A 21,523-nucleotide genomic window follows, 5' to 3' on the forward strand; every position below is an offset into this window, starting at 1 on the left:
ATACTTAATTTAAAAAATTTTATTTTACCCTTATAGCTAATTGATACCAAGGTAAATTTCTCATATTTTCAAGTATGAAAATGATCTAATAAACTATGTTTTCTCTTAAATTAGCTTGGTAAGTTCATGAAAATATTTTATCTTTCAGGATAGCACAAAATTTCGAACTAAAAAATCCACCCAGCATGGTGGATTCTCTAAGACTCTTAGTTTTTGTTAAGACTTCTATCTATGTTTTTGACAAAATCTTGGGAGTTGGTAACCATGCTCTTGGCTGTCAAAGTCCCCCTATCTGATAGCTTATTAACTGCAAATTCTTGGATATCTACCGTATACATAAACACTGGTCTTATAAGACCGTTAATTTCATTATAAGATGGAGTCATATTTCCTGTTGCTATTGTAAAAAGAATCGCTGATGACATTATGAGAGTAGAAGTCTTTTTGACTACTGCCCTCATGGCATCTTGCGCCTCATATACATCATTATAGGCATCATTAAAAGTGTACCTATCTCTGATGGTTCCAGCTATTACTAGCCTTACCCCAGCTCTTACTGCTGCTGCAACGAAACCTGTTTCAATTCCTTCTTTCTCTACATACTCTTTGATTGACCCACATTCATTAACCCTATTTATGATTTCATAAAAATTTTCTCTGGTATTTTGGCTAGCTAGGTATTCTTCTTGACCTTCAACTGTCCTAAACTTAGCTCTTTCAAGGTCATAAGCAACAGCAGCTGTACCGCAGAAAATCGCATTAGCGTAACCATTTTCAATAATCCTTGCTAGGGCTTGATCACTTTCTTCATCTAGGGAAGTAGCAGTTCCTAATACCCAAGTAATAAAACCATGGTTATTCTTTTCATATTTTAGGATTTCATAGAGTTCATCATAGTCCTTAGAAAAGGCAGTCTCCCTTGATCTACCTTCCCTAAAACCAAAAGTTGCCTCTTGTTTTGTTGACTTATCGACAAAGCCTTCTGTATAAACATAAATTCCCTCAGACCCGTCTTCCTTACGACCAACAACGACCTTGTCTCCTTTTTTGAGATTTCTAAATTCTACTATATCAACTCTTTCCTTACCAGGCTCATCTATGGCAACTGCCACAGTATCCATCCTTGATTGGAGGGCTAAGACCCACTTGTCATTTATCTTGAAATATTCAGGAAAAACCGAAAGAGCGTGGTAGCCTTCAGGACTTATCCCATCTTTTTCTACCTCTACAAGTTTGGCATTAGGAAACTTATCAAATTTTTCGTCAAATTCCTTAGGGAAAAATTTAGGCATTTCAAATTTATAATCCATAGTCTACTCCTCTTATTCTTGGTTAGGGTCATTTTTTTCTGCCAAATTGGCTTCTTCTAGCCCACGAGCTTGTCTTTCATCAAAGGATAGGTAAGAGTCTGGAACAAGGTTTTTCTCGAGATTTACCACAAAATCTTGAACGTTAGTTACAAGAGTTCTTACACCTATCCCCTCTCTTGAGGCAGAAACTTTTCTTACAGCATTTTCTGTAACATCTACTGTAAAGATAAATACTGGGACTACATTGCCATTTTCATCTATCCTGTAGCTTGAAGCTGTTTCTGCTGTTGAAGCTGAGTGGAGGGTTGTAGCTAGGCAAATTATTAGGTTTGAATCATCTGTAACTTTCTTTACATTATCCAAAGACTCATAGACATTTCCCGTAACTTCAGGAAGAGGTCCGTCATCTCTTATTGAACCTGCCAAAGTTATTGGAACTTTCAATCTTTTTAAAGTTTTAACAAAGCCATCACGCACATTTCCTCGTTTGATAAACTCATCTATAGATCCTACTTTTCTTATGGCATTAAGGGTATCCAAGTGGTTGTAGTGGCCTAGGGGATCAGAAACTTGCGTATAAATATCTTGACCAAGAGCGGTATTCAAATATCCACCTTCTAGGTCATGGGTTGCCATAGCATTTCCTCCAAGAAGGTATTGAACATATCCATTTTCTGCAAGCCTTGCTAGACCGTTTCTTGTATCATAATCAAACACAACCGCAGGCCCTAAAACCCAAGTAATATTTCCACCTTTTGCTCTTTCTTCCTTGAGCAATTCATAAAGAAGTTTGTAATTGGAGGTATTGGACGATTCAACGAAGTCTCCACCATGAGCGAGGACATCAGCAGAGAAACCTTGTGGGTACTTCAAAACTCCCTCACTAGCATCAGTCTTACTAGCAAGAATTACCCTATCCCCTTTTTTGAGGTTTCTAAATTCTCTTACAACCACCTTGCCATCTTCAACAACAGCTAGGCAATCTTGAGAACTCCTTTCGGGTATTTGCCAAATACCATCGACCTTGTAGTAGGTTGGCATGTGGCTTGTTAAATAAAAGCCCCTTGGGCTTACTCCATCCTTGGTAACTTCTGATATTTTTACATCTGGTGCAGAAGTAAATTTTTCTTCCGAAAAATCAGGTGGTGTAAATAATAAGTCTTCTCTCATTTCTTCCTCCTATTTCTTTAAACAATCTCTCATATTATCATAGTATTTTAAGCAAAACAAATCAACAAATATATATCCAAAGAAGATTAGTATATTATACTCTTCCTTAGTCAAGGTTTAGTGGTTTACTCCATCATCTATTTATAAGCGTATTTTGATTTTATTAATATTTTAATTATATAACATAACTTGACAAAGGTATTTTTGCAGTATAATTGAAGTAGATATTAATATACTTAAAATTTACCCAAGGAGGGACTATGAATAAACTAAGAAAAATAAAAAACTTCATTCCCCTGTATTTTAGAGCAATGAAAAATAAAAATACTCCAAAATCTGCGAAAATTGTTGGTCTTATTGCAATTATCTACGCAATACTTCCAATAGACATAATCCCAGATTCCCTTCCAATTTTGGGAATCCTCGATGATGCAACAATCTTTTCAATCCTTATCTATCTAGCTGGTAAGATGATAGCAAACGAAAACAACCAAGAAGCCCCTATCTTACCAACAAGATAAGAAGATAAAAAGCCCACCCACGGTGGGCTAATTTTTTATTCTACTGTTACGGATTTTGCCAAATTTCTTGGCTTATCAACGTCAATGCCCTTGGCGGTTGATGTATAATACGCCATTAGTTGAGCTGGAATTACAGATAAGATTGGGTATAAGATATCCAAAGTTTGGGGTAGTCTAATCCAAGCATCGCTTATCTTTTCTATTCTTTCATCATCCTTGCTTGTTATAGCAAAGACCCTCGCTCCACGACTTACCACTTCCTCGACATTGGATAGGGTCTTATCTACCAAGTCGTCTTGGGTCATGATGGCTATAACAGGAGTTCCTTCTTCGATTAGAGAAATAGTTCCATGTTTTAATTCTCCAGCAGCAAAAGCCTCTGTGTGGATGTAAGATACTTCCTTGAGCTTTAGGGCTGCTTCAATGCTTGTAGCGTAGTCGAGGCCACGCCCTATATAAAACAAGCTAGCTTTATCTGCAATTTCCTTGGCAAATTTCTTAATAGCTTCATCATCTTTGACTAAGGCATCAACTTTTTTAGGCAATTTTTTCAATTCTTCTAGGATACCTTCATAAGCTTTCTCGTCAATCCTAGAAAGTTTTATAGAGAAATATAGGGCAAGCAAGTAGAGATTTACTAGCTGAGTTGTGTAGGCCTTGGTGCTTGCTACCGCAATTTCTGGACCAGCATAGCAATAGATAGACTTATCTGCTTCCCTGTCCATAGATGAGGCAAGGGTATTAGTTATCAAAAGAGTCTTGGCTTTTTTCTCCTTGGCTAGCCTTAAAGCCTTTAGACTATCTGCCGTTTCTCCTGATTGAGAAATAAATATAACTAGGGTCTTTTCATCAATAAAAGGATTGTTGTACCTAAATTCTGAGGCAAGATCGCATGTTACAGGAATTTTCGCTATCCTCTCGATAGCATATTTTCCAACAAGCCCTGCGTGGTAGGCTGTCCCACAAGCAACTATATAAATCCTATCTATGCTAGAAAGCTCTTGTCTACTGAAACTTCCTTCCTCAAAGTCCACCCTTCCGTTTTTGACATTTACCCTCAAAAGTTCATCAATGGCTGGACCTTGCTCATTAATTTCCTTAATCATAAAGTGGTCATAACCGTCCTTGCTAGCAGCATCAACAGACCATTCTATTTTCTTAACTTCCCTCGATACTTTTTTATCATCTTTATCATAAATAGTAAATGATGATCCTTTAATATCGACCAAATCGCCATTTTCAAGATATATTACATCTCTGGTATATTTAAGAAGCGAAGGAATATCACTAGCCATTATAAAGCCATCTTCCATAAGCCCAAAGACAAGAGGGGACTCTACCCTCATTCCTATAAGCCTATCTGGTTCATCAGCTGAAATTATGCCACAAGCAAAAGAACCTACAAGCCTTTCTCTGGTTTTTCTTACTGCCTCCAAAAGGTCATTTTCGTAATATTTTTCAAGCAAAACTGCAATCACTTCTGTATCTGTTGAAGATTTGAAAGTATAGCCTTCTTCTTCCAATTCATTTTTAAGGTCCCTGTAATTTTCGATAATTCCATTGTGAACTACAGCAAGTCTACCGTTGTTTGAAAGGTGAGGATGGCTATTGATATCTGTTGCTGCTCCATGAGTTGCCCACCTGATATGACCTATACCAACGTGGCCAGCTATAGGATTTTCCTCAAGAGCCTTTTCGAGATTTGAAAGCTTACCAGCCCTTTTCTCAAAAGAAATCTCCCCTTCATTTGCCACAGCAATCCCTGCTGAGTCGTAACCACGATATTCTAGTTTCTCAAGACCATCAATGATTACCTCTCTTGCATTCATCTTTCCCTTATACGATACTATTCCGCACATAGTAACCTCCTCTTTATTTTTAAATGAGGCCACTGTATTTTCTCTGTCCATCCGATTACTCGAATGTTTTGTCTAATACTAGGGCTGTGAACCCAGACAGCACCCGCCGAATTTTCGATAACTGTCTTCCTCGTCATCCCGAAAGGGATCTGGCGCTTATTTATTTTTGCCTCATCCTCATATTATATCATTTTCTATCAGAATTTAAAGAAGCCTAACTTGTTAAGCCACCATTAAAATTGGTCTTGGGTTTTTATGATATTTGCTCATATACTTTTATTGAAATCCATTATTTTTCTCATATCCTTACCTACCAATAAAGCTAAGGCTCCATTTGGCTAGAAACTTTTACATAAAAAATCGCCTCCATTTTTATAGCTTTGCTTAAACTTATCTATAAATTCGAGACGATTTGTGTTTACCAGTTATTTATTTTTATTTTATACAAATAGGGCTAGCAAAAATAGTGGGGCAAGGAGCAAAAGGACTACTGGCATAAACACTTTCATAGCTGCTATAAACATTGCTAGTTGGTCGTTTTTGTCGAGGTTATCCTTATCTAGGAGGCTTTCTTTCTCATAGATTTCTTCATGGCTTTTGCCCTTGAACCTATCTATAGGAGCTTTCATATAGCACTCATCTCTTCTAGTTCTTCTTCTTGCTCTGCCTTCTTCTTTTTATTTGCCTCGTAGGCTTTTTGTTTTTCTTCCTCAGAAACATCAAGTAAGTGACAAGCTACAAAGTGGCCTTCTTCTCTTTCTTTAAGTTCTGGCTCGAAATTTGCACAGATGTCCATAGCATATTCACATCTAGTGTGGAACCTACATCCTTTTGGTGGTTTAACCGCTGATGGGATATCTCCTTCGATAACTTGAAGCTCTTGACCCTTGTCTACATCAGTTCTTGGTATAGCCCTGAGGAGAGCTTGGGTGTAAGGGTGAAGTGGGTTAGCAAAAACTTTTTCTGATTCTGCAAGCTCAACCAAAACTCCCAGATACATTACCCCAATCCTATCTGAGATGTATTTTACAACTGATAGGTCGTGGGTGATGAATAGGTAGGTTAGGTTGTTTTCATCCTTCAAGTCTTGAAGAAGGTTTATGATTTGTGATTGGATTGATACGTCAAGGGCAGATACAGCCTCATCGCAAACTATGAAGCTTGGCTTTAGGGCTAGGGCTCTGGCTATACCAATTCTTTGTCTTTGACCACCTGAGAATTGGTGAGGGTACCTGTGGAGGAAGTAAGGAGCAAGTCCACACTTATCCATAGTTTCCTTGATATACTCGTTATATCCCTCTTCCTTTCTTGACTTAAACAAACCGTGACCGAGAACACCTTCTCCGATGATATTACCTACAGTCATTTTTGTATCCAGAGATCCATATGGGTCTTGGAAAATCATTTGTAGGTCCTTGCGAAGTCCTCTCATCTCTTCACCTGTTAATTCTGAAAGGTCAATTCCACTATCACGAAGTTCTTCAAGCTCGGCAAATTTCTCCTTGCCTTCTAGGGTCTTTCTATAGGCTTCGATTTCCTTATCCTTATCTTCAATTTCCCCAGTTTTTGCATCTTTTTGGCTAACTAAGTCCTTGTATTTTGGGTCTTCTTCAAGGTGGGCATAATATTCATCCCAAGTTCTCGATCTCATTTGAGTTTTTTGCTCGGTTTCTTCGATACTTGAAAAAATTTTAGCCCTTTGTTTGAGGAGGTCGTATTTTTCCTTTAGAATGGTGGAAACCTTGCTTAGGTCATCACTTGCTAGAAGGCCTCCAGCAATCCTTATCATATTTAGGTAGCCTTCCTCGATTTCACGGCGTTTGAACATGGCTTTTTCGTTCAACTCTGCCCTTTTTAAGTCAGAATCTGCACTTTCAAGACCCCTATAGATTTCATTTAGCTCATCAAGTTCCTTGTGGTACTTTGGGAATTGTCCTGGAATCTTCTTAATCATATCGAGCATATAGGCTGGAGCTAGCTCTTCTATAGTCTTTCCATAATAAAGGGTTGTACCCTCAGTTTGGTCGTAAATTTGTAGAAGTGTTCTACCAAAGGTTGACTTACCACAACCAGATTCTCCTACAAGACCTAAGGTTTCACCCTCATAGATGTCTAGGGTGATGGATTCGTTAGCATGAACATATTCTCCAGGTCCCCTATCAAAGATAGATTTTTTCTTTAGAGGGAAATATTTTTTTAAGTTTCTTATTTTAAATAATACTTTCTTATTATTTTGCATTTTCTTCCCTCTCCTTCCTATTTGGATAGTGGCACCTAATCTTTTGGTGCTCAGTTACAGAAACAAGATCAGGCATCTCTTCTATACATCTTTTTGTTGCAAACTTACACCTATCAGCAAACTTACATCCCTTAGGTAGGTTTAGTGGGTGAGGTACGCTTCCTGGTATGATATCGAGTCTTTCATTCCTATCTGATGTGATTGATGGGATTGAGTTTAATAAGGCTACTGTGTATGGGTGGTTGTAGTCTGTAATGTCGTGTTTGAAAATAAACTCTACTGGAGATTGTTCAACGATTTGACCACAATACATTACAGCAACTTCATCAGCCATTTGGTTTATTACCCCGAGATCGTGGGTAATAAAGAGAATTGATGTACCAGCTTTTTCCTTTAGGTCATTCATTAACCTTAGGATTTGGGCTTGGATAGTTACATCAAGGGCAGTTGTAGGCTCATCAGCTATAAGAAGTTTTGGCTCACAAGCAAGAGCCATAGCAATCATAACCCTTTGGTTCATTCCACCTGATAGCTCAAAGGGATATTGTTTAGCTACAACATGTGGGTTAGGGATTTTAACAGCCGCTAGGAGCTCTTCGCATCTTTTGGCAGCTTCTTTCTTATTCATCCCCTTATGAAGCATAAGAACTTCCGAGATTTGCTTTTCTACAGTAAAAACCGGATTTAGAGAACTCATTGGCTCTTGGAAAATCATCGAAATAGCATTTCCCCTTATATGTTCCATTTGGCTAGTCTTATATTCAGATATTTTTTCTCCATCAAAGATAATCTCACCATCATAAATCTTTTGGTTTGATTCAAAAAGTTGGAGAATACTCATAGCTGTTTGACTTTTTCCTGATCCACTCTCTCCTACAAGACCTAGGGTCTTACCAGCATCGACTGTAAAAGAAACATCATTTACAGCCTTGATAAGACCACGTCTTGTCTCAAAGTAGGTGTGGAGATTTTTTATTTCTAATAAGCTCATAATTTCACCTATCTCTCATTTGCTCTTGGGTCGATGGCATCTCTTAGCGCATCACCGATTAGGTTTACAGAAAATGATGTTAAAAATACTGCTAATGCTGGGAATACCCATCTCCACCAATAAGTATTTAGTACGTCTGATGATTGGGCAGCTGTTAACATATTACCCCATGAAGGAGTTGGCTCTTGAACACCAAAACCTAGGAAGGATAAACCAGATTCTGTTAATAAGTTTCCTGCATAACCTATAGTCGCATTTACTATCACTATAGAAAGGATATTGGGGAAGATGTGCTTAATCATTATTGACCAGCTCTTAACTCCCAAGGCTCTTGCGGCAGTGATATAATCACGCTCTCTCTCGGCAAGAATTTGTCCACGAACAAGCCTTGCAAGTCCTGTCCATCCTAGAAGTCCCAAAAGAATCATAACCATGGTGATTCTTTGCTCTTGGCTTGCTCCTGGAGGAAGAAGGGCAGATAGGGAAATTAGCATTGGATAGAATGGGAATGATGATACGATTTCTGAAAATCTCATCAATACATTGTCTACCTTGCCACCCACAAAACCTGAAATCATACCTATCACAACACCCAAAACAATTTGAATAACTGTTGAAATAAGTGAGATAACCATAGTCATTTTTCCACCGTGAATTAGTCTTGTGAAGATATCACGACCTTGATCGTCTGAACCAAACCTGAAACCATTTAGTCCCCAAGTATGAACCTTACCTTCCTTATCGACTGCATAGTTATTGAAGTAGGAAGAATAAATTTGGTCGAAATTTCCCTCAGGAGTATTAAGCTCTCCATAGTTTTCCTTACCCCATTGGTAGATTTTCCCATTTTCATCAATGGCAGTAAGAACTGAGTCGCTCGCCTTAATATCAACTAGAGGTGCTTCAAATTTTGGTATATTCTCACCCGAAAGTTTATCCCTAGATGGACCCCAAACATAAAGCTTACCATCTTCAGCAAGGGCTGCAGCAGATGAGCTTGTTAGGGCAACTTTTTTAGCCTTAACCTTACCATTTTTTAGCTCTGCTGGCATTTGTGTATCAAGCTCAGAGCCCATTACACCAAGAAGTCTTACAGACCCATTGTTCATAAGGGCTAGGATATTGATTGGATTAGTTGCAAAATCAACAACTTTCCCCTTAATTTCAGAAGGTAGGAGGTTTAACCTGCTTGCAAGAGTTGACCCCCACACAACCAAGTTGTTTTTGTTAGTTAGGATTACAGAATATTGCACTCCTGCCCCAAGCTTCTTAATTCCTTCTTCTTTAATCTTAGATTCTTCCATAGGAGGAGCTTGAGTTTGTTGGAAGGCATTATTTCCCCAACCATATATTTTATTATCTTCAGTAGCAACAATAATATGTCTATCACCTGCTGCTATATCCTTAATCTTATTATTGTTGAAGGCTTCCTTTGCCTTGTCTGGAATTTCTAGAACCTTATCTTCGTTATCAGAACCCCAAACATAGAGCTTGCCTTCTTTTGTTAGACCCGCTGAGAAAGTATTACCAATAGCAATCTTCTCAACTCCCTCCTTCTCAATAGCAGAAGGATAGTTCATATAGGCTCCACCAGGGCCAACATTGGTCAAGTTTCCTTGTGAATAGTATTGGTCGAAAGGTAACATCTTGCTTCCAACAAACACAACGAGGACTATGGCGATAAAAAGAACCAAACCAAACACACCCAGAGGATTTCTAAAGTAGTTTCTTATAGCAACCTTACCTGGTGACATGATGGCTTCTTCTTTGAGCTTATCATTCTCGTCATCCTTGCTTGGGCCATTGTCTATATTTTTATTATCCTTGTGGAGAAGTTCGTCTTTTCCCTTATCATCATATTCCCTGTTAGGATTTACTTCAAAATCTTCTCCCTTAGAAAATGTGAAGCCCATTAGGAATAAATTCTTTAAGAACCTTCCATACGATTTAAAAGATTTTTTAACTATTGCATTCATCTTAGGCCTCCAATTGTACTCTTGGATCTACTAGGGCGTAAGCTACGTCCATTACCAAGTTTCCGAGAAGAGTTAGCACTGCATAAAACATTGATAGTGCAAGGATAACATTGTAATCTTGAGCCATAACAGCAAGGATTAGCTCATTACCAATTCCCCTAAAAGAAAAGATTCTCTCTGTGATAGCTGAACCTGAGAACATTCCAAGCACAGCCCAAGTTAGGGCAGTAACTACTGGGATAAGGGCATTTCTAAAGGCGTGAGAATAAACTATAGTCTTCTCCTTTAGACCCTTACTTCTAGCAGTTCTAATATAGTCTTGGTCAAGGGCATCAAGCATTGAGTTTCTTACATACCTTGAAAGAGAAGCAAGAGAACCAATAGTAAGAGTTGCCGTTGGAAGAACCAAGTATTTTACCCACTCACCAAAGGTATCTTGTCTAGGCATACCTCCTGCTGGGAACATCTTAAGCCTAAAAGCAAAGACGAATATACATATAAGACCTATAAAGAACACAGGAACTGACAGACCTACTAGGGTTAGGGTTTGACTTACCTTATCGAAAAGCCCTCCCTTGTGAGTCGCACTCCTTATTCCTATAAGCACCGACAGAACAAAGGACAAAATAGTAGAGCCAATATTTAAAAATATAGTGTTCCTAAGTGGTTCTGATAAATATTCACCAACTGGTCTTCTAACTCTGATAGATTCTCCCAAGTCTCCCTTAAGAGTCCTACCGAGCCATCTTACATATTGCTCTGGCAATGATTTATCTAGTCCATATCTTTCTTGAAGAGTTTGGTAAAGCTCTTCCTGCTCTTCTTTAGTCATACGAGTAGTCTGTGGCATCATAGCCTTGATTGGATCTCCTGGCATGGCTTTAGAGAAAGCAAAAAGCATTATAGATATAATCAGAGCTACTGGTATTAGATTTATAATTCTCTTAACTATATAACGAAACATATTTTTCCTTCCTATTTTTCTTGTAGCTGTGAAATTAGTTATCCTATTAAAGTTTAATGATAAATTATGTACTATCTAAAAATAGGTACAATCCTCCACGCTAATAATTTTTATAAGTTATATGTTATAATATTAATGGCTTTTTGTCAACCATAATCCAAATACAAATACTAAAATATAAGATAAGACTTTGACTAAAAGCCCAAGAATTTTAGGTATATTTATACATTTATATTCATGCTTTTATGGATTTATTTCCCTTATTTTTAAATATTTTTTGCATATATTTATATCAAGAAAAAAGGCTCACCTTAGTGAGCCAATTTTAATTAACTTATTTTCCTAAAGTAATTGCATTGATTTGGTCTTCTGATTGCCATACTGGTGTATTTGCTTCGTATCCTTTTTCTTTCTTTGATTCTTCTGAATTAAAGCCTTTAACTCTCTTTGTATAACCTGTGTGGTATTGGTTAGAGTAAAGTGGGATTTCTGGTAGGTAATCATTGTACCAAATTTCAAAGTCTTCCCAGTGGTTTAGGTACTCATCTTTCTTAGATGGGTCTGTTTTACGTAGGGCAACTGTTATCTCATCAGCTTTTGGATCGTTTGTCTTTGTTGTGTTGTTAGATCCTTGTGAGTTGTATTGGTACCATGGATCGAATGGTGTTCCGAAGTTTGATCCCATGTTGAATGCTGTATATTCTGGGTTATCTTCTGGGAAGTAGTAGTAGTTTAGAAGGGTTGCAAATGAACCAGCTGTTACATTGTATTCCATACCAACTTGCTTAGCGTTGTTTGGTACTTGGTTAGAAATCAATGTAGTAATTGGTGATTCATCAGAACCGTATTGGTTAACTACAAGCTTTTCACCTTTTTCGTTGTATCTATAGTAGTCAAATCCATCTGCATTAGCTGCGAAAGCTTCATCAGCTTTTTTCTTATCCCATGGAGTTTTTCCATCTTTTTCAAACTTGTAAGGAGTCTTGTCAAGGAGGGCGTTAGCTTGATCAAGGTTCATTTGATAGTTGATTAGCTTACCTTCAAGGTCTGCTCCTCTTTCTTTATACATCCATTGGCTTGTACCGTACATACCGTTTGTTACAACACCATATCCACCAGCAAATGATTGTACGAAGCTGTTTCTATCCATCAAATGAGCGATAGCTTGTCTAACTTCCTTGTATTTTGTTGTTCCTCTGTCTGTTAGGAATGTTACGTTACCATAACCATTTCTTTCAAATGTGTTATAGCCACCGATTGTTCCTTTTTCTGCAGCTTCCCTAATCCTATCGATTGCAGCACCATCAGATTCTTGTTCCCAAATATCGATGTCGCCATTTTCTAGTAAGTCTACTGCGATCTTTTGGTTTACTACTTGAAGAATTACATGTGGAATTGTAGCTTTTTCGCCTCTAAAGTTTCCAACATAATTTTCGTTTAGGCTTAGTTTAACCATGTTGTTTGCGAAAGAATCGAACTTGTAAGGACCAGAAACTACTGATGGGTTGATTCTGTATTCGTTAACTTCTTTTAGCATAGCTTCAGCTATAAGTTGAGCTGTTGGATCAGCATCTGCTGTCTTGCGAGCTTCAAGTTCTTTGATTGCTTCTTCGTGAGCTTTCTTAGCTTCTTCGTAAGCTTTCTTGTCATCTTCTGATGCTTTGTCATCTGGAGCTGGGTTGTTTGCTTCAAAGTCTTCGTTTTGTTTCTTGATTTGTTTGTCAAGACCTTCAACATAGGCTTTCTTGTCTTCTTCTGTTGGTTTGTAGCCGTCTTTAGCAACTAGCTTGTTACCTTCCTTAGAAACTGTAAGGTTTTCTGTTACAGCATGCATTGGGAATGGTGTTTGGGCATATAGACCAGCTTCTTCGAAGTATGGTAGGAAAGATGCATCGATTGTTACCTTGAATGTGTGATCATCAACTTTTTCAAGTCCTTCAAATACGTCTTTGTCACCTTTCTTATAAGCTTCATATCCCTTTGTAGAGTCAGCACCTGGGTTTGTTGAACCAGTTAGCTTAGCATAGTCTGGGTGGGTGTGAAGAAGTGAACCAAAGAGGTAGTCATCTGCTGTTACAGGTTGACCATCTGACCATTTTAGACCATCTTTAATCTTGAAGGTTACAGTTTTTGAACCGTCAGCATTGGCATCTACTTTTGGATCTTCAGCAAGAACAGCCTTGTTGTTTACCCATCTACCAGCTTCATCTTGAACTACAGTTTGGTAACCGTTGTTTCCTTCGATACCCATGTATTTTCTAGCCTTAACATCGCTTGCGTTGTTAGTCCAACCAGAAATGAAGTCTCCGTTGATTTCACCAGTACCTACTACTAGAGTATCGTCTGCTGTTTGTTTTTGGAAGTTGTCGGCAGTTTGTTCGCCATCTTTGGCTTCGCCTTTATCTTCTGTTTTTTTATCAGCTGATTTGTCATCTGCCTTTTTGTCTTTATTCTCTCCACCGCCACAAGCAACTAGAGTACTAGCTAGTCCAAGTGCCATTAATGAAGAAAAAACTTTTTTCATTTTCATTAGTTTTCCCCCTAAAAAATTAAGTAACTTTTATATTTATATATTTTAACCCAACGAATATGCTTTGTCAAGCTAGAGACCTTTTTTTATGCACAATCGAGAATTTTTATTCCGAAGCCACCCTTATTTATAGCTATTTTTGAATTTTATTCATGCAATAACATACATATACCTTAATTGAGTTAAAGCGATAGTATGGTAAATTTCAACGCTTGCCTTGCTTTTCTCGCTCCTTATTTTAGCTTAAATGATTTTTCGATATGTATTTTTATTTTTTCTATTTTTTTCGATTTTTTCTAAAAAAATAACCCAGCTCGGCTTATCTTTTGGACATAGCCTGCTGAGTTAATGCTTTTATTTTTGATTTTCAAAGAGCCAATCTGTTTGAGCTCCCACTAGTCTATAATATCTTACAGGAAGGCCTCTACCATCTCCCATTCTGCCCTTTCTAGGGGTTATTGATACTCCATTAGCCCCGTAGTTCATGTGGATTATGGTATCATTTTTTCTGTTGAGGATAAAGCCAGTGTGGCCATCAGCCCCACCAGAACCTCCAGGATAGCCTGCCACAAATATATCTCCATACCTAATTTCAGATTCGTCGATTTGATACATTATCTTACGTTCAGAGCCAAGTTGGAAGAGGGTTTCTGTGTTTCCTGGCCAAGTTCCCTTGTTTATGAAACCACCATACATCAAGGCTCTAAATACTGCTGATGAACAGTCTGCTGCCGTATCAGACACTCTTTCCTTCCAGTGCATGCTATACTCAAGTCCTGCGTTCTTTGCGGTAAACATCCATTCCATAACCTTGTCTAGGTTCTTTTCTCCCTTGAGGTTGTTTTCTTTTGGAATTGCCACTCCCCTATTGTCAACCTTGTATATAACTCCTCTTTGAGTTACTTCAGTATTTCTAGCTAGACCATTTGATGTGAAGTAGTAGTCAAGACCATTTATGTTCCATACCCCTTCTTGGATATAGCCACTTGCATTGGTGTGGTAGGTGTTTCCCCCATAGGTAACCCAAGCGTTCTTAGGATAGCTTCCAACTCCCCTATTGTCGAGCTTGAGGAATTTACCAGCGTGTTTTATGGTTTCATTTTGTCTAAGCCTGCCCATATCATCAAAGGCATAGGTGTAGTTATTTATTTGTTGGACTCCCTTTAAAAGACTTCCATCATTTCCCGTCCTGTAGGTCTTGCCATCTTTGGCAAACCAGAAGTTTCTAGGATTTGTTATCCTTCCTGACTTATCTGTGTATACTAACTTGTCGTCAACTATTTCTTTTTTATTGGTTTCTAGGACGCCCCTATTGTCAAACCTGTAGTAGGATCCGTTGATTTTCTTTAATCCCTTGGTGATTTTGCCCTGAGCGTCTGTATAGTAGCTTTGCTTGTTAAAGCTAACCCACGAATTTGTTTTCTTCGTAACAACTCCTCTGGAGTCACTTTCATAGTAGCTATCGCCAGTAAAAATCTTCTTGTCCCTTTGGAGAACTCCCGCATTGTCGAAGTAATACTTGCTTCCACCTATGTCTGCAAAGCCCCTAGCTACATAACCATTGTTGTTCTTGTAGTAGGTCTTAGCCCCACTGGTGTGCCAAGCTGGTTGGTTCTTCCTTGCAAGTTGGGCCTTTTTTTCTCTTTCTACATTTTTCCTATGTTCAACTAGAAGGCTGTCAAGGTTGTACTTTTCGTATTTAACAACAGGCCTTCTAGTATAGCTTGGTGCTAAAATTTCAAATTCTTTGGCTGGATCAAGGTCTTCTCTAGCTTGAGGATTCCTGTCTTTTTCTATGTCCCTAACTGGAATTTCCTTGTTATTTTCCTTAGCCTTTTCTTCCTCATTGGCTAAATCTTTATCAGTATTTTCTTCTTTGCTTTCTTCGGTAGCCTTAGCATCTTCCCATGCACCTAGCTTGCCAGCAGATTCTTTTTCAGTGGTTGCTTCCACTGCTTCACCAGAATTTTCTTGAATATTAGTAGGTTCTTCGTTTTTTTCTTGTGAAGCATCCAAGGCATCAGCCATTTTTTGCTTATCTAAAGTATTAAAATCATCAGCATAGACCTTGCTTCCCCCTGCAAGAGCTGTTGAAATAAATAAAGTTGATGCAAGTAGGAGAGTTTTGTTTACCTTTTTCATCCTTACCCCTTTTCATTTATTTTAATTACAATTTAATTACAATTTCCCTTATTTTTAGGCATTTCATAATTATTATAGACCTTTTCCCTAGAAATTGCAACAAAAAGGTTACAATTCTTAAATATTTATCAAATTTCCCTCACCACTTTACAAAATTAATTAATTTTCGCCTAGCTCTTTAATATTAAAATTCGATAATTCGGGTATCATATAAGTAAAACAGGAGGAAATATGAAAACTAAAAAAATCTTATTGGCTCTAGCCTTTGCCCTAGTTTTAAGCTCATGTGCCAATGTAAATTTAGGAAAAAAAGACAATGTTTCTGACACAAAAGTAGAAAGTGCAGTAGAAGATAAGGATAAGAATTCTGCCCAAGCCAAGGAAGATGACCAAGATAAGAAAGATAAGGACGAGAAGGAAAGTTCTGATAAAAAAGAAGAAAAAATCGACTACGACAAGTGGAGAGGATACATCACTGGCGTTGGTCAGTTCGACCCAGAAGTTCTCGATAAGATAACTGATGAAGACATCAAGGACTACTACCTCCGTGCCAAGGCAACTTGCGATAAGACTGGCTATTGGGACGTAAAAGATATAGTATTCCAACAAATCGCCAAGGACTATCCAGACTACTCCAACAAGTTCCCTTATGATTTTATCGACGAAATCTACAGCTGGAACAAGAGCAAGGATGAAGTAAGCGATAAGTATCAAGAAGAAAGAACCAACCTCATCAACCTAGGCTATGACCCAAGCAAGGTCAACAAAATCACCGACAGGGATCTTGAAAAAGCCTTCAAAAAAGCCTACAAGGCCAACGAAGAAGGCCTCTACACCGACTATGTCAGTGCAGTAGGCAAGGACCTCTTTGGAGATAACAAAGAGGCTAGCTCAACCGATGACAAGACCCTCAAATTTGCCGAAAATGATGCCGACTACGACGAATTCAAACAAGGCCTAGTTCAAGCTTACGGCTTTAGCCAAGAGTCAGTAGACAAAATAAGCAAAGACGACATAGACCTAGCCTACACCAGAGCCCAAAAGAAACTAGAAGAAACTGGCTTTGGAGATGTGGGACTAATCATAAACGAGCTTGCCAAAATGTATCCAGGCTCATCAACCATGTATCCAGGCAACTAACAAAAGACCCCAGCTTTAAAGCTGAGGCCTTTTTTCTTATTTATGAAAAATGCACAACCAAACTGCCCTTTCTTGGTCAACTACCCTGTGTCTTGTTCCCTTAGGGATAAAGAGAAAATCTCCCCTCTTCATCCTAAGGGTCCCTGTAGGAGTTTCAATAGAAGCAAGGCCATCCAAAAGTAGGACTGCCTCATCCTCATCTTGGGTCATAAAATCGGTAACTTGGTTGAGGGATAGGGTTCTTAGAATCCTTGTCTTCTCATCTTCATAAACAAGTTCTTCGACTTCTTCTTGGGTCGAAAACTTCAAATTGGCCAAAAAATTAAATACTTCCATCATCATCTCCTAGTAAAGCCTTATACATCTTCATAAGTTCTGCCACACACTCGGACTCGGTCATAGTCCTCCAATCAAAGCCGTATGCTTCCATAACTGCCTTGTCATTTACCATATGAGCCTTTCTCAATTCAGCTGGCATGGTTAAATCGTCATAGAGGTCGGCTAGGGAAGAGTTTGGATAAAGGGCTCTGGCATCTAAAATCTTTTGGGCTGATTTTTCTATTTTTTCTTTCTGCTTATATGTTGGACTTGGCCATGGGAACGTGTTGTAGACTAGCGTGTTCGAATATCTATAATCAGTTTTAAGTCTTCCAGCAAATACTCTCATCCATCCCATATGAACATTGGACATCAATACTCCAAATTCATAAATGTTAGCATTGTCTATAAAAAATAAGGCATTTGTGTAAACAACTTTAGATGGCATGAAATCCATAGGTATATATTTTCTCTTTTCAGATGAAACTACAGGAACAACTATATTTTTATTTTCTGGAACTTGTTTTTGAAAAAATAGCGTTGGTTGATTTGCTAATTTTCTTGTTGTTTCCGCACTGCTATTTTCCCTGTATTCTTTTACTTTTCTTACCCTATCTTTTACTATTGAGTTTTTATTAATTAGATCTGGTGAACAATTTGTTAAATATAAACAATATTCTTTTTCATCTTTACTTGTTCTATTAATAAAAGTTCTAGCATTTAGATATTCATAAATATAAGGTTCAATATTTTGATCTCCGCTTATTATTTTTTCAACTTCTGATTCTGTCAACCTAAAATTATCTCCATCAATTAATTGGGCTCCTTTAGTCATCTTGGATACGTTACACAATGGTTTTGATGTCCTATTCATAATAATGAAATCTGCTTCAACTAGATAAGGATTTATCTTTTCTACATTTTTCTTATTTCCATTATGGAACAATAATTTCTTACTAACACCATTATAAGAAAACCCGATTATTACACAATAAACAGAAGCCTTATCAGATGCTTCACTAGTCCATTTAAAGCTCCTATGTGCAAAATCTATTTCGAATTTATATTTTTCATTTAATGGCTTCCACATATTTTGAATAGATTCACCTTGAACAATTGAATTAGTCGAAACAAAGGCACACTTAATATGTGTTTCTTGTATATAATCAATGCTGATATTATACCATCCTGCTACATAATCAATTGACCTCATATTATTAAATAAATTTTTAAGTTCATTTTTTTGATTTTTACTTAAATATTTATATCCCACAAAAGGAGGGTTGCCCATTATATAGTCGAGCTCTTCTGCCTCTACTAGGTCTTTCCAGTCCATTGCTAGGGCGTTGGCTTCTACTATATTGGCATAAGATTTGAGGGGAAGGATGTCCATTTTTTGATGGATGATATTCATGGTTTCTTTCATCATCTGGTCTTCTGATATCCAGAGGGCTGTCCTTGCTACGGTTACTGCAAAGTCATTTATTTCTATTCCGTAAAATTGGCCTAGCTTTACCCTAATAGGATTTTCTAATTCTTCCGAGTTTTCATCTATAAAGGATATGGATATAACATCTTTTTTCCTTATTTTTTCTTCTATAATTTTATTTTCGAGTTTTCTTAGGGAAATATAAGTTTCTGTCAAAAAATTTCCGCTTCCTGCGGCTGGGTCGAGGAATTTGAGATTTGCTATTTTGTTATGAAGTTCTTCAAGCCTTTGTTTTTTCTGTTTTACTTGGTCTATTTCTTTGATTTCTGCAAATTCTTCTTTTAATCCATCCAAAAACAAAGGGTCTATTAGCTTGTGGATATTTTTTATAGATGTGTAGTGCATTCCTCCAGAACGTCTGGTTTCTGGGTTTAAGGTTGATTCAAAGACTGACCCAAAGATGGTTGGAGATATTTTTGACCAGTCAAAGCCAAGGGAAGCCCTATTTAGGATGATATCAACTATGTTTGGATTTAGTCTAGGGATTTCTATGTCCATATCAGAAAAAAGCCCACCATTAACATAAGGAAAGGCTAGGAGGTCCTTGTCTTCATAGGGGTCTCTATCTTCTTCCTTTTGATTTAATATTCTAAATATATTTAGCAAGGCTGTCCTAGGGTTTGAATCTTTGTACTTATTTAGGTAATTGTGGAACATATTTTTGTTGCCAAATAGCCCTGCGTCTTCTGCATATAGGCAAAATACCAGCCTTACGCATAGGATGTTTAAGGAATGTAGGGTCTTTTCACTTTGGGGGTTTTTGTATTCCATTAGGAGGGCTTCATAGATGCTTGCTACTATTTCTCCTGCTTCGATTGAAATTTGGGTTTCTTTTTTTATGAAGTCTTCTTCTTCTCTTACCAAGAAGTTTAGCCTATAGATTTCATTGGCTAGGTCTTTTAGCCTTATCTTTTCTGGTTCGCCTGTTGGTTTTTCCATGTCGTAGATGTAGAACTCTTTGAAGTTTGAGGTTATTATCCATCTGGGTCTTTGGGAGTAGGGGAGTTCTGTTGAGTATCTTTTGGCTTGTTGGAAGGGGGTTAGGTAGGAACCGTCAGATTGTTTTATTGCTTTATCCAAAGCTTTTTGGGATGATTTTTGTTCTATTAGGACGTGGGTTTTGTCTATGTAGCCATCTATGAAGGAGGTGTTGTCTAGTTTTACCCTCGTTTCAAAGTCTATGTAGGAATAGGGATCTTTGACTCCGAGTACATTTTCTAGTAAATCAAGCCAAAACTTTTGGCTTCCGCTTTTTTCATCTCCTGTATTTTCCCATCTTTGGCTAAATTCTTTAGCTCTTATTTGTTGTTCACTTAGTTTCACAGTCTTCTCCTTGGTCGTTATATCTAAATTATATCATAAGGACCTATTATTAAAAGCTAAGATTAAAGGAGTTAAGTTTGTAAGCTAGGGGGATTTTCCCAATAAAATTCACCTCTCAAGCCATGCTTCAATGATGATTTGAAAGGTGATGAATTTTCTTATTATTTTTTGAAAAATACGCTCTTATTTTGTGAGGTAGTCCTTATAGAAGCTTAAGTCTTGGACAGTTTCTAGGACTCCCTTGTAGGTTCCTTCTTTGTCTCTTACTGCGTAGTAGGAGATGGCAAAGTCCTTGTCGCCGATTTTTTTTATTAGTTTGAAGGAGTCTTTCTTTTTGTCTTTGAAGTCTTTTATGAGGCCTCTCACTAGTGGTTCTACTTGGGGTGGGTGGCAGGTGTAGACTTCTCTGCCGAGTGAGCTTATAGGTCTTTTGAATACTTTTCTTCCCTCGTGGTCGTTGTAGTAGGAGTTTATGTCCTTGTCGTCTACGAAGGTTATTTCTATTTCCATGGTGTCGAGCATGGCTTCTAGTTGGTCGATTCTTAGTTTGCCTTTTTTGAAGTGGATATAATCATCTTCCTTGATCTTCTCTTGCTCAAAGTTTTCCTTTCCATAGGCTACCAAGTCGTGGTCGTAGTCTTCTAGGTCTTGGTAGAGGAGGTCGAGGTCTTCTTTGCTCAAGTTCTCCCTTACTAGGGGATAGAGGATATTTTCTTCCTTATAGGTCATCTCCTCCGCTCTTTTTAGAGTTTCATCCAAGAGGGTTTGGTTCTTTTCCTTGATGGCTTTTTTGAGTCCCTTGCCTATTTCTACATCCACTGCCCACATCACATCTGATGGTCCTTTTTTCTTGTATTTGACCTTGAGGATTGGATAGATAAGGTCTCCCTTCTTCTTATAGTGAGAGCCTATTTTTTGCAATTGCTCGGAGAAATCTCCTTCCTCTTGGGCTTTTTTTATGATTTCTTTTACCTTATCATTTTCCCTTACCATATAAGAAATAAAGGGATCGGTGTAGGCTTCCTTAGTTTTTTCACTTTCCGTCATTCCATGAAAGAGGGCTGAGTGCACGTCGCACAATTTCCTTACTTCTTCCTTGTCGACTCCAGAATTTAGCAAGTCTTCTTCTGCATCCATTATTTCAGATGAGGAGACTCCTTCAAAGTTTTCTACGAAATCTTTCCTAACTGTTTCTAGGTCCTCACCTGATGTCAGTCTTGCTATATAATTTTTTATAAGTTCTTTTCTTTGTTGGACTTCTGGATTTGTTGATGAATCAACTATTTCATAGCCACATTCTTCGAGTTTTTGGCTAATATTATCTATGCCTAGCATCTTGGCCCCACGTTTTATGGACATCTTTTTTGCCATTGTATTGAACATGAGGGGGTTGGCTAGGGCTTTAAAGCCTAGGTCTATCAAGGTGGTCTTAATTTCTGGATTTTCTGTAACTAGGTCGTACACATTTTTGTTAATATCAATTTTCATAGCTTACCTCCACTATCTTTTTTATTATTATATCCCTTTTGATAATAATAATCAGTAACATTT

Annotated in this window: 15 protein-coding genes; 2 read left to right on the plus strand and 13 right to left on the minus strand. The window is 37.8% G+C overall.

Annotated elements, in window-relative coordinates; genetic code table 11:
* Positions 1–206: 206 nt before the first annotated feature.
* Positions 207–1,310: a hypothetical protein gene (locus Q0W95_RS02980; RefSeq protein ID WP_297789845.1), complete on the minus strand. Its 1,104-nt coding sequence runs from the start codon at positions 1,308–1,310 to the stop codon at positions 207–209.
* Positions 1,311–1,322: 12 nt separating this feature from the next.
* Positions 1,323–2,480 (minus strand): hypothetical protein, encoded by a 1,158-nt coding sequence (locus Q0W95_RS02985; protein ID WP_297789847.1) that lies wholly within the window; start codon positions 2,478–2,480, stop codon positions 1,323–1,325.
* Positions 2,481–2,740: 260 nt separating this feature from the next.
* Here Q0W95_RS02985 and Q0W95_RS02990 point away from each other — a divergent pair, with 260 nt between their 5' ends.
* Complete coding sequence (locus tag Q0W95_RS02990; protein ID WP_297789849.1) at positions 2,741–3,001, plus strand: DUF1232 domain-containing protein; 261 nt, start codon at positions 2,741–2,743, stop codon at positions 2,999–3,001.
* Between the two features lie 35 nt (positions 3,002–3,036).
* Here Q0W95_RS02990 and glmS read toward each other — a convergent pair whose 3' ends face one another.
* From glmS to Q0W95_RS03030, 8 genes are all read right to left on the minus strand, one after another.
* Positions 3,037–4,860: a glutamine--fructose-6-phosphate transaminase (isomerizing) gene (glmS, locus tag Q0W95_RS02995; protein WP_297789850.1), complete on the minus strand. Its 1,824-nt coding sequence runs from the start codon at positions 4,858–4,860 to the stop codon at positions 3,037–3,039.
* Positions 4,861–5,300: 440 nt separating this feature from the next.
* Positions 5,301–5,489 (minus strand): hypothetical protein, encoded by a 189-nt coding sequence (locus Q0W95_RS03000; RefSeq protein WP_297789852.1) that lies wholly within the window; start codon positions 5,487–5,489, stop codon positions 5,301–5,303.
* On the minus strand, positions 5,486–7,099 hold the full coding sequence (locus tag Q0W95_RS03005; protein WP_297789854.1) for an oligopeptide/dipeptide ABC transporter ATP-binding protein: 1,614 nt from the start codon (positions 7,097–7,099) through the stop codon (positions 5,486–5,488). The genes Q0W95_RS03000 and Q0W95_RS03005 overlap by 4 nt, the downstream gene beginning before the upstream one ends.
* On the minus strand, positions 7,089–8,090 hold the full coding sequence (locus tag Q0W95_RS03010) for an ABC transporter ATP-binding protein (RefSeq protein WP_297789856.1): 1,002 nt from the start codon (positions 8,088–8,090) through the stop codon (positions 7,089–7,091). Before Q0W95_RS03010 ends, Q0W95_RS03005 begins: the two co-directional genes overlap by 11 nt.
* Before the next feature lie 8 nt (positions 8,091–8,098).
* Positions 8,099–10,066: an ABC transporter permease subunit gene (locus Q0W95_RS03015; protein ID WP_297789858.1), complete on the minus strand. Its 1,968-nt coding sequence runs from the start codon at positions 10,064–10,066 to the stop codon at positions 8,099–8,101.
* 1 nt (position 10,067) lies between these two features.
* The gene (locus Q0W95_RS03020) at positions 10,068–11,030 is read right to left on the minus strand and encodes an ABC transporter permease (RefSeq protein ID WP_297789860.1); all 963 of its coding nucleotides are present in this window, start codon (positions 11,028–11,030) and stop codon (positions 10,068–10,070) included.
* A gap of 334 nt (positions 11,031–11,364) precedes the next feature.
* Positions 11,365–13,560, minus strand: a complete 2,196-nt coding sequence (locus tag Q0W95_RS03025) for an ABC transporter substrate-binding protein (RefSeq protein WP_297789862.1) — start codon at positions 13,558–13,560, stop codon at positions 11,365–11,367.
* A gap of 354 nt (positions 13,561–13,914) precedes the next feature.
* Positions 13,915–15,702 (minus strand): peptidoglycan amidohydrolase family protein, encoded by a 1,788-nt coding sequence (locus Q0W95_RS03030; protein ID WP_297789864.1) that lies wholly within the window; start codon positions 15,700–15,702, stop codon positions 13,915–13,917.
* Positions 15,703–15,933: 231 nt separating this feature from the next.
* Between Q0W95_RS03030 and Q0W95_RS03035 the strand changes: the two genes are divergently transcribed.
* Positions 15,934–16,842: a hypothetical protein gene (locus tag Q0W95_RS03035; RefSeq protein ID WP_297789866.1), complete on the plus strand. Its 909-nt coding sequence runs from the start codon at positions 15,934–15,936 to the stop codon at positions 16,840–16,842.
* Positions 16,843–16,878: 36 nt separating this feature from the next.
* Here Q0W95_RS03035 and Q0W95_RS03040 read toward each other — a convergent pair whose 3' ends face one another.
* The 3 genes from Q0W95_RS03040 to Q0W95_RS03050 all read right to left on the minus strand — a co-directional run bounded on the left by Q0W95_RS03040 (position 16,879) and on the right by Q0W95_RS03050 (position 21,460).
* Complete coding sequence (locus Q0W95_RS03040; protein WP_297789868.1) at positions 16,879–17,178, minus strand: cupin domain-containing protein; 300 nt, start codon at positions 17,176–17,178, stop codon at positions 16,879–16,881.
* Positions 17,165–19,972, minus strand: a complete 2,808-nt coding sequence (locus tag Q0W95_RS03045; protein WP_297789870.1) for a DNA methyltransferase — start codon at positions 19,970–19,972, stop codon at positions 17,165–17,167. Before Q0W95_RS03045 ends, Q0W95_RS03040 begins: the two co-directional genes overlap by 14 nt.
* Before the next feature lie 183 nt (positions 19,973–20,155).
* On the minus strand, positions 20,156–21,460 hold the full coding sequence (locus tag Q0W95_RS03050) for a DUF438 domain-containing protein (protein WP_297789872.1): 1,305 nt from the start codon (positions 21,458–21,460) through the stop codon (positions 20,156–20,158).
* Between the last annotated feature and the right edge of the window lie 63 nt (positions 21,461–21,523).

This window comes from uncultured Anaerococcus sp. (assembly GCF_947253225.1).
In the GTDB taxonomy this organism is placed as follows: Bacteria; Bacillota; Clostridia; order Tissierellales; family Peptoniphilaceae; genus Anaerococcus.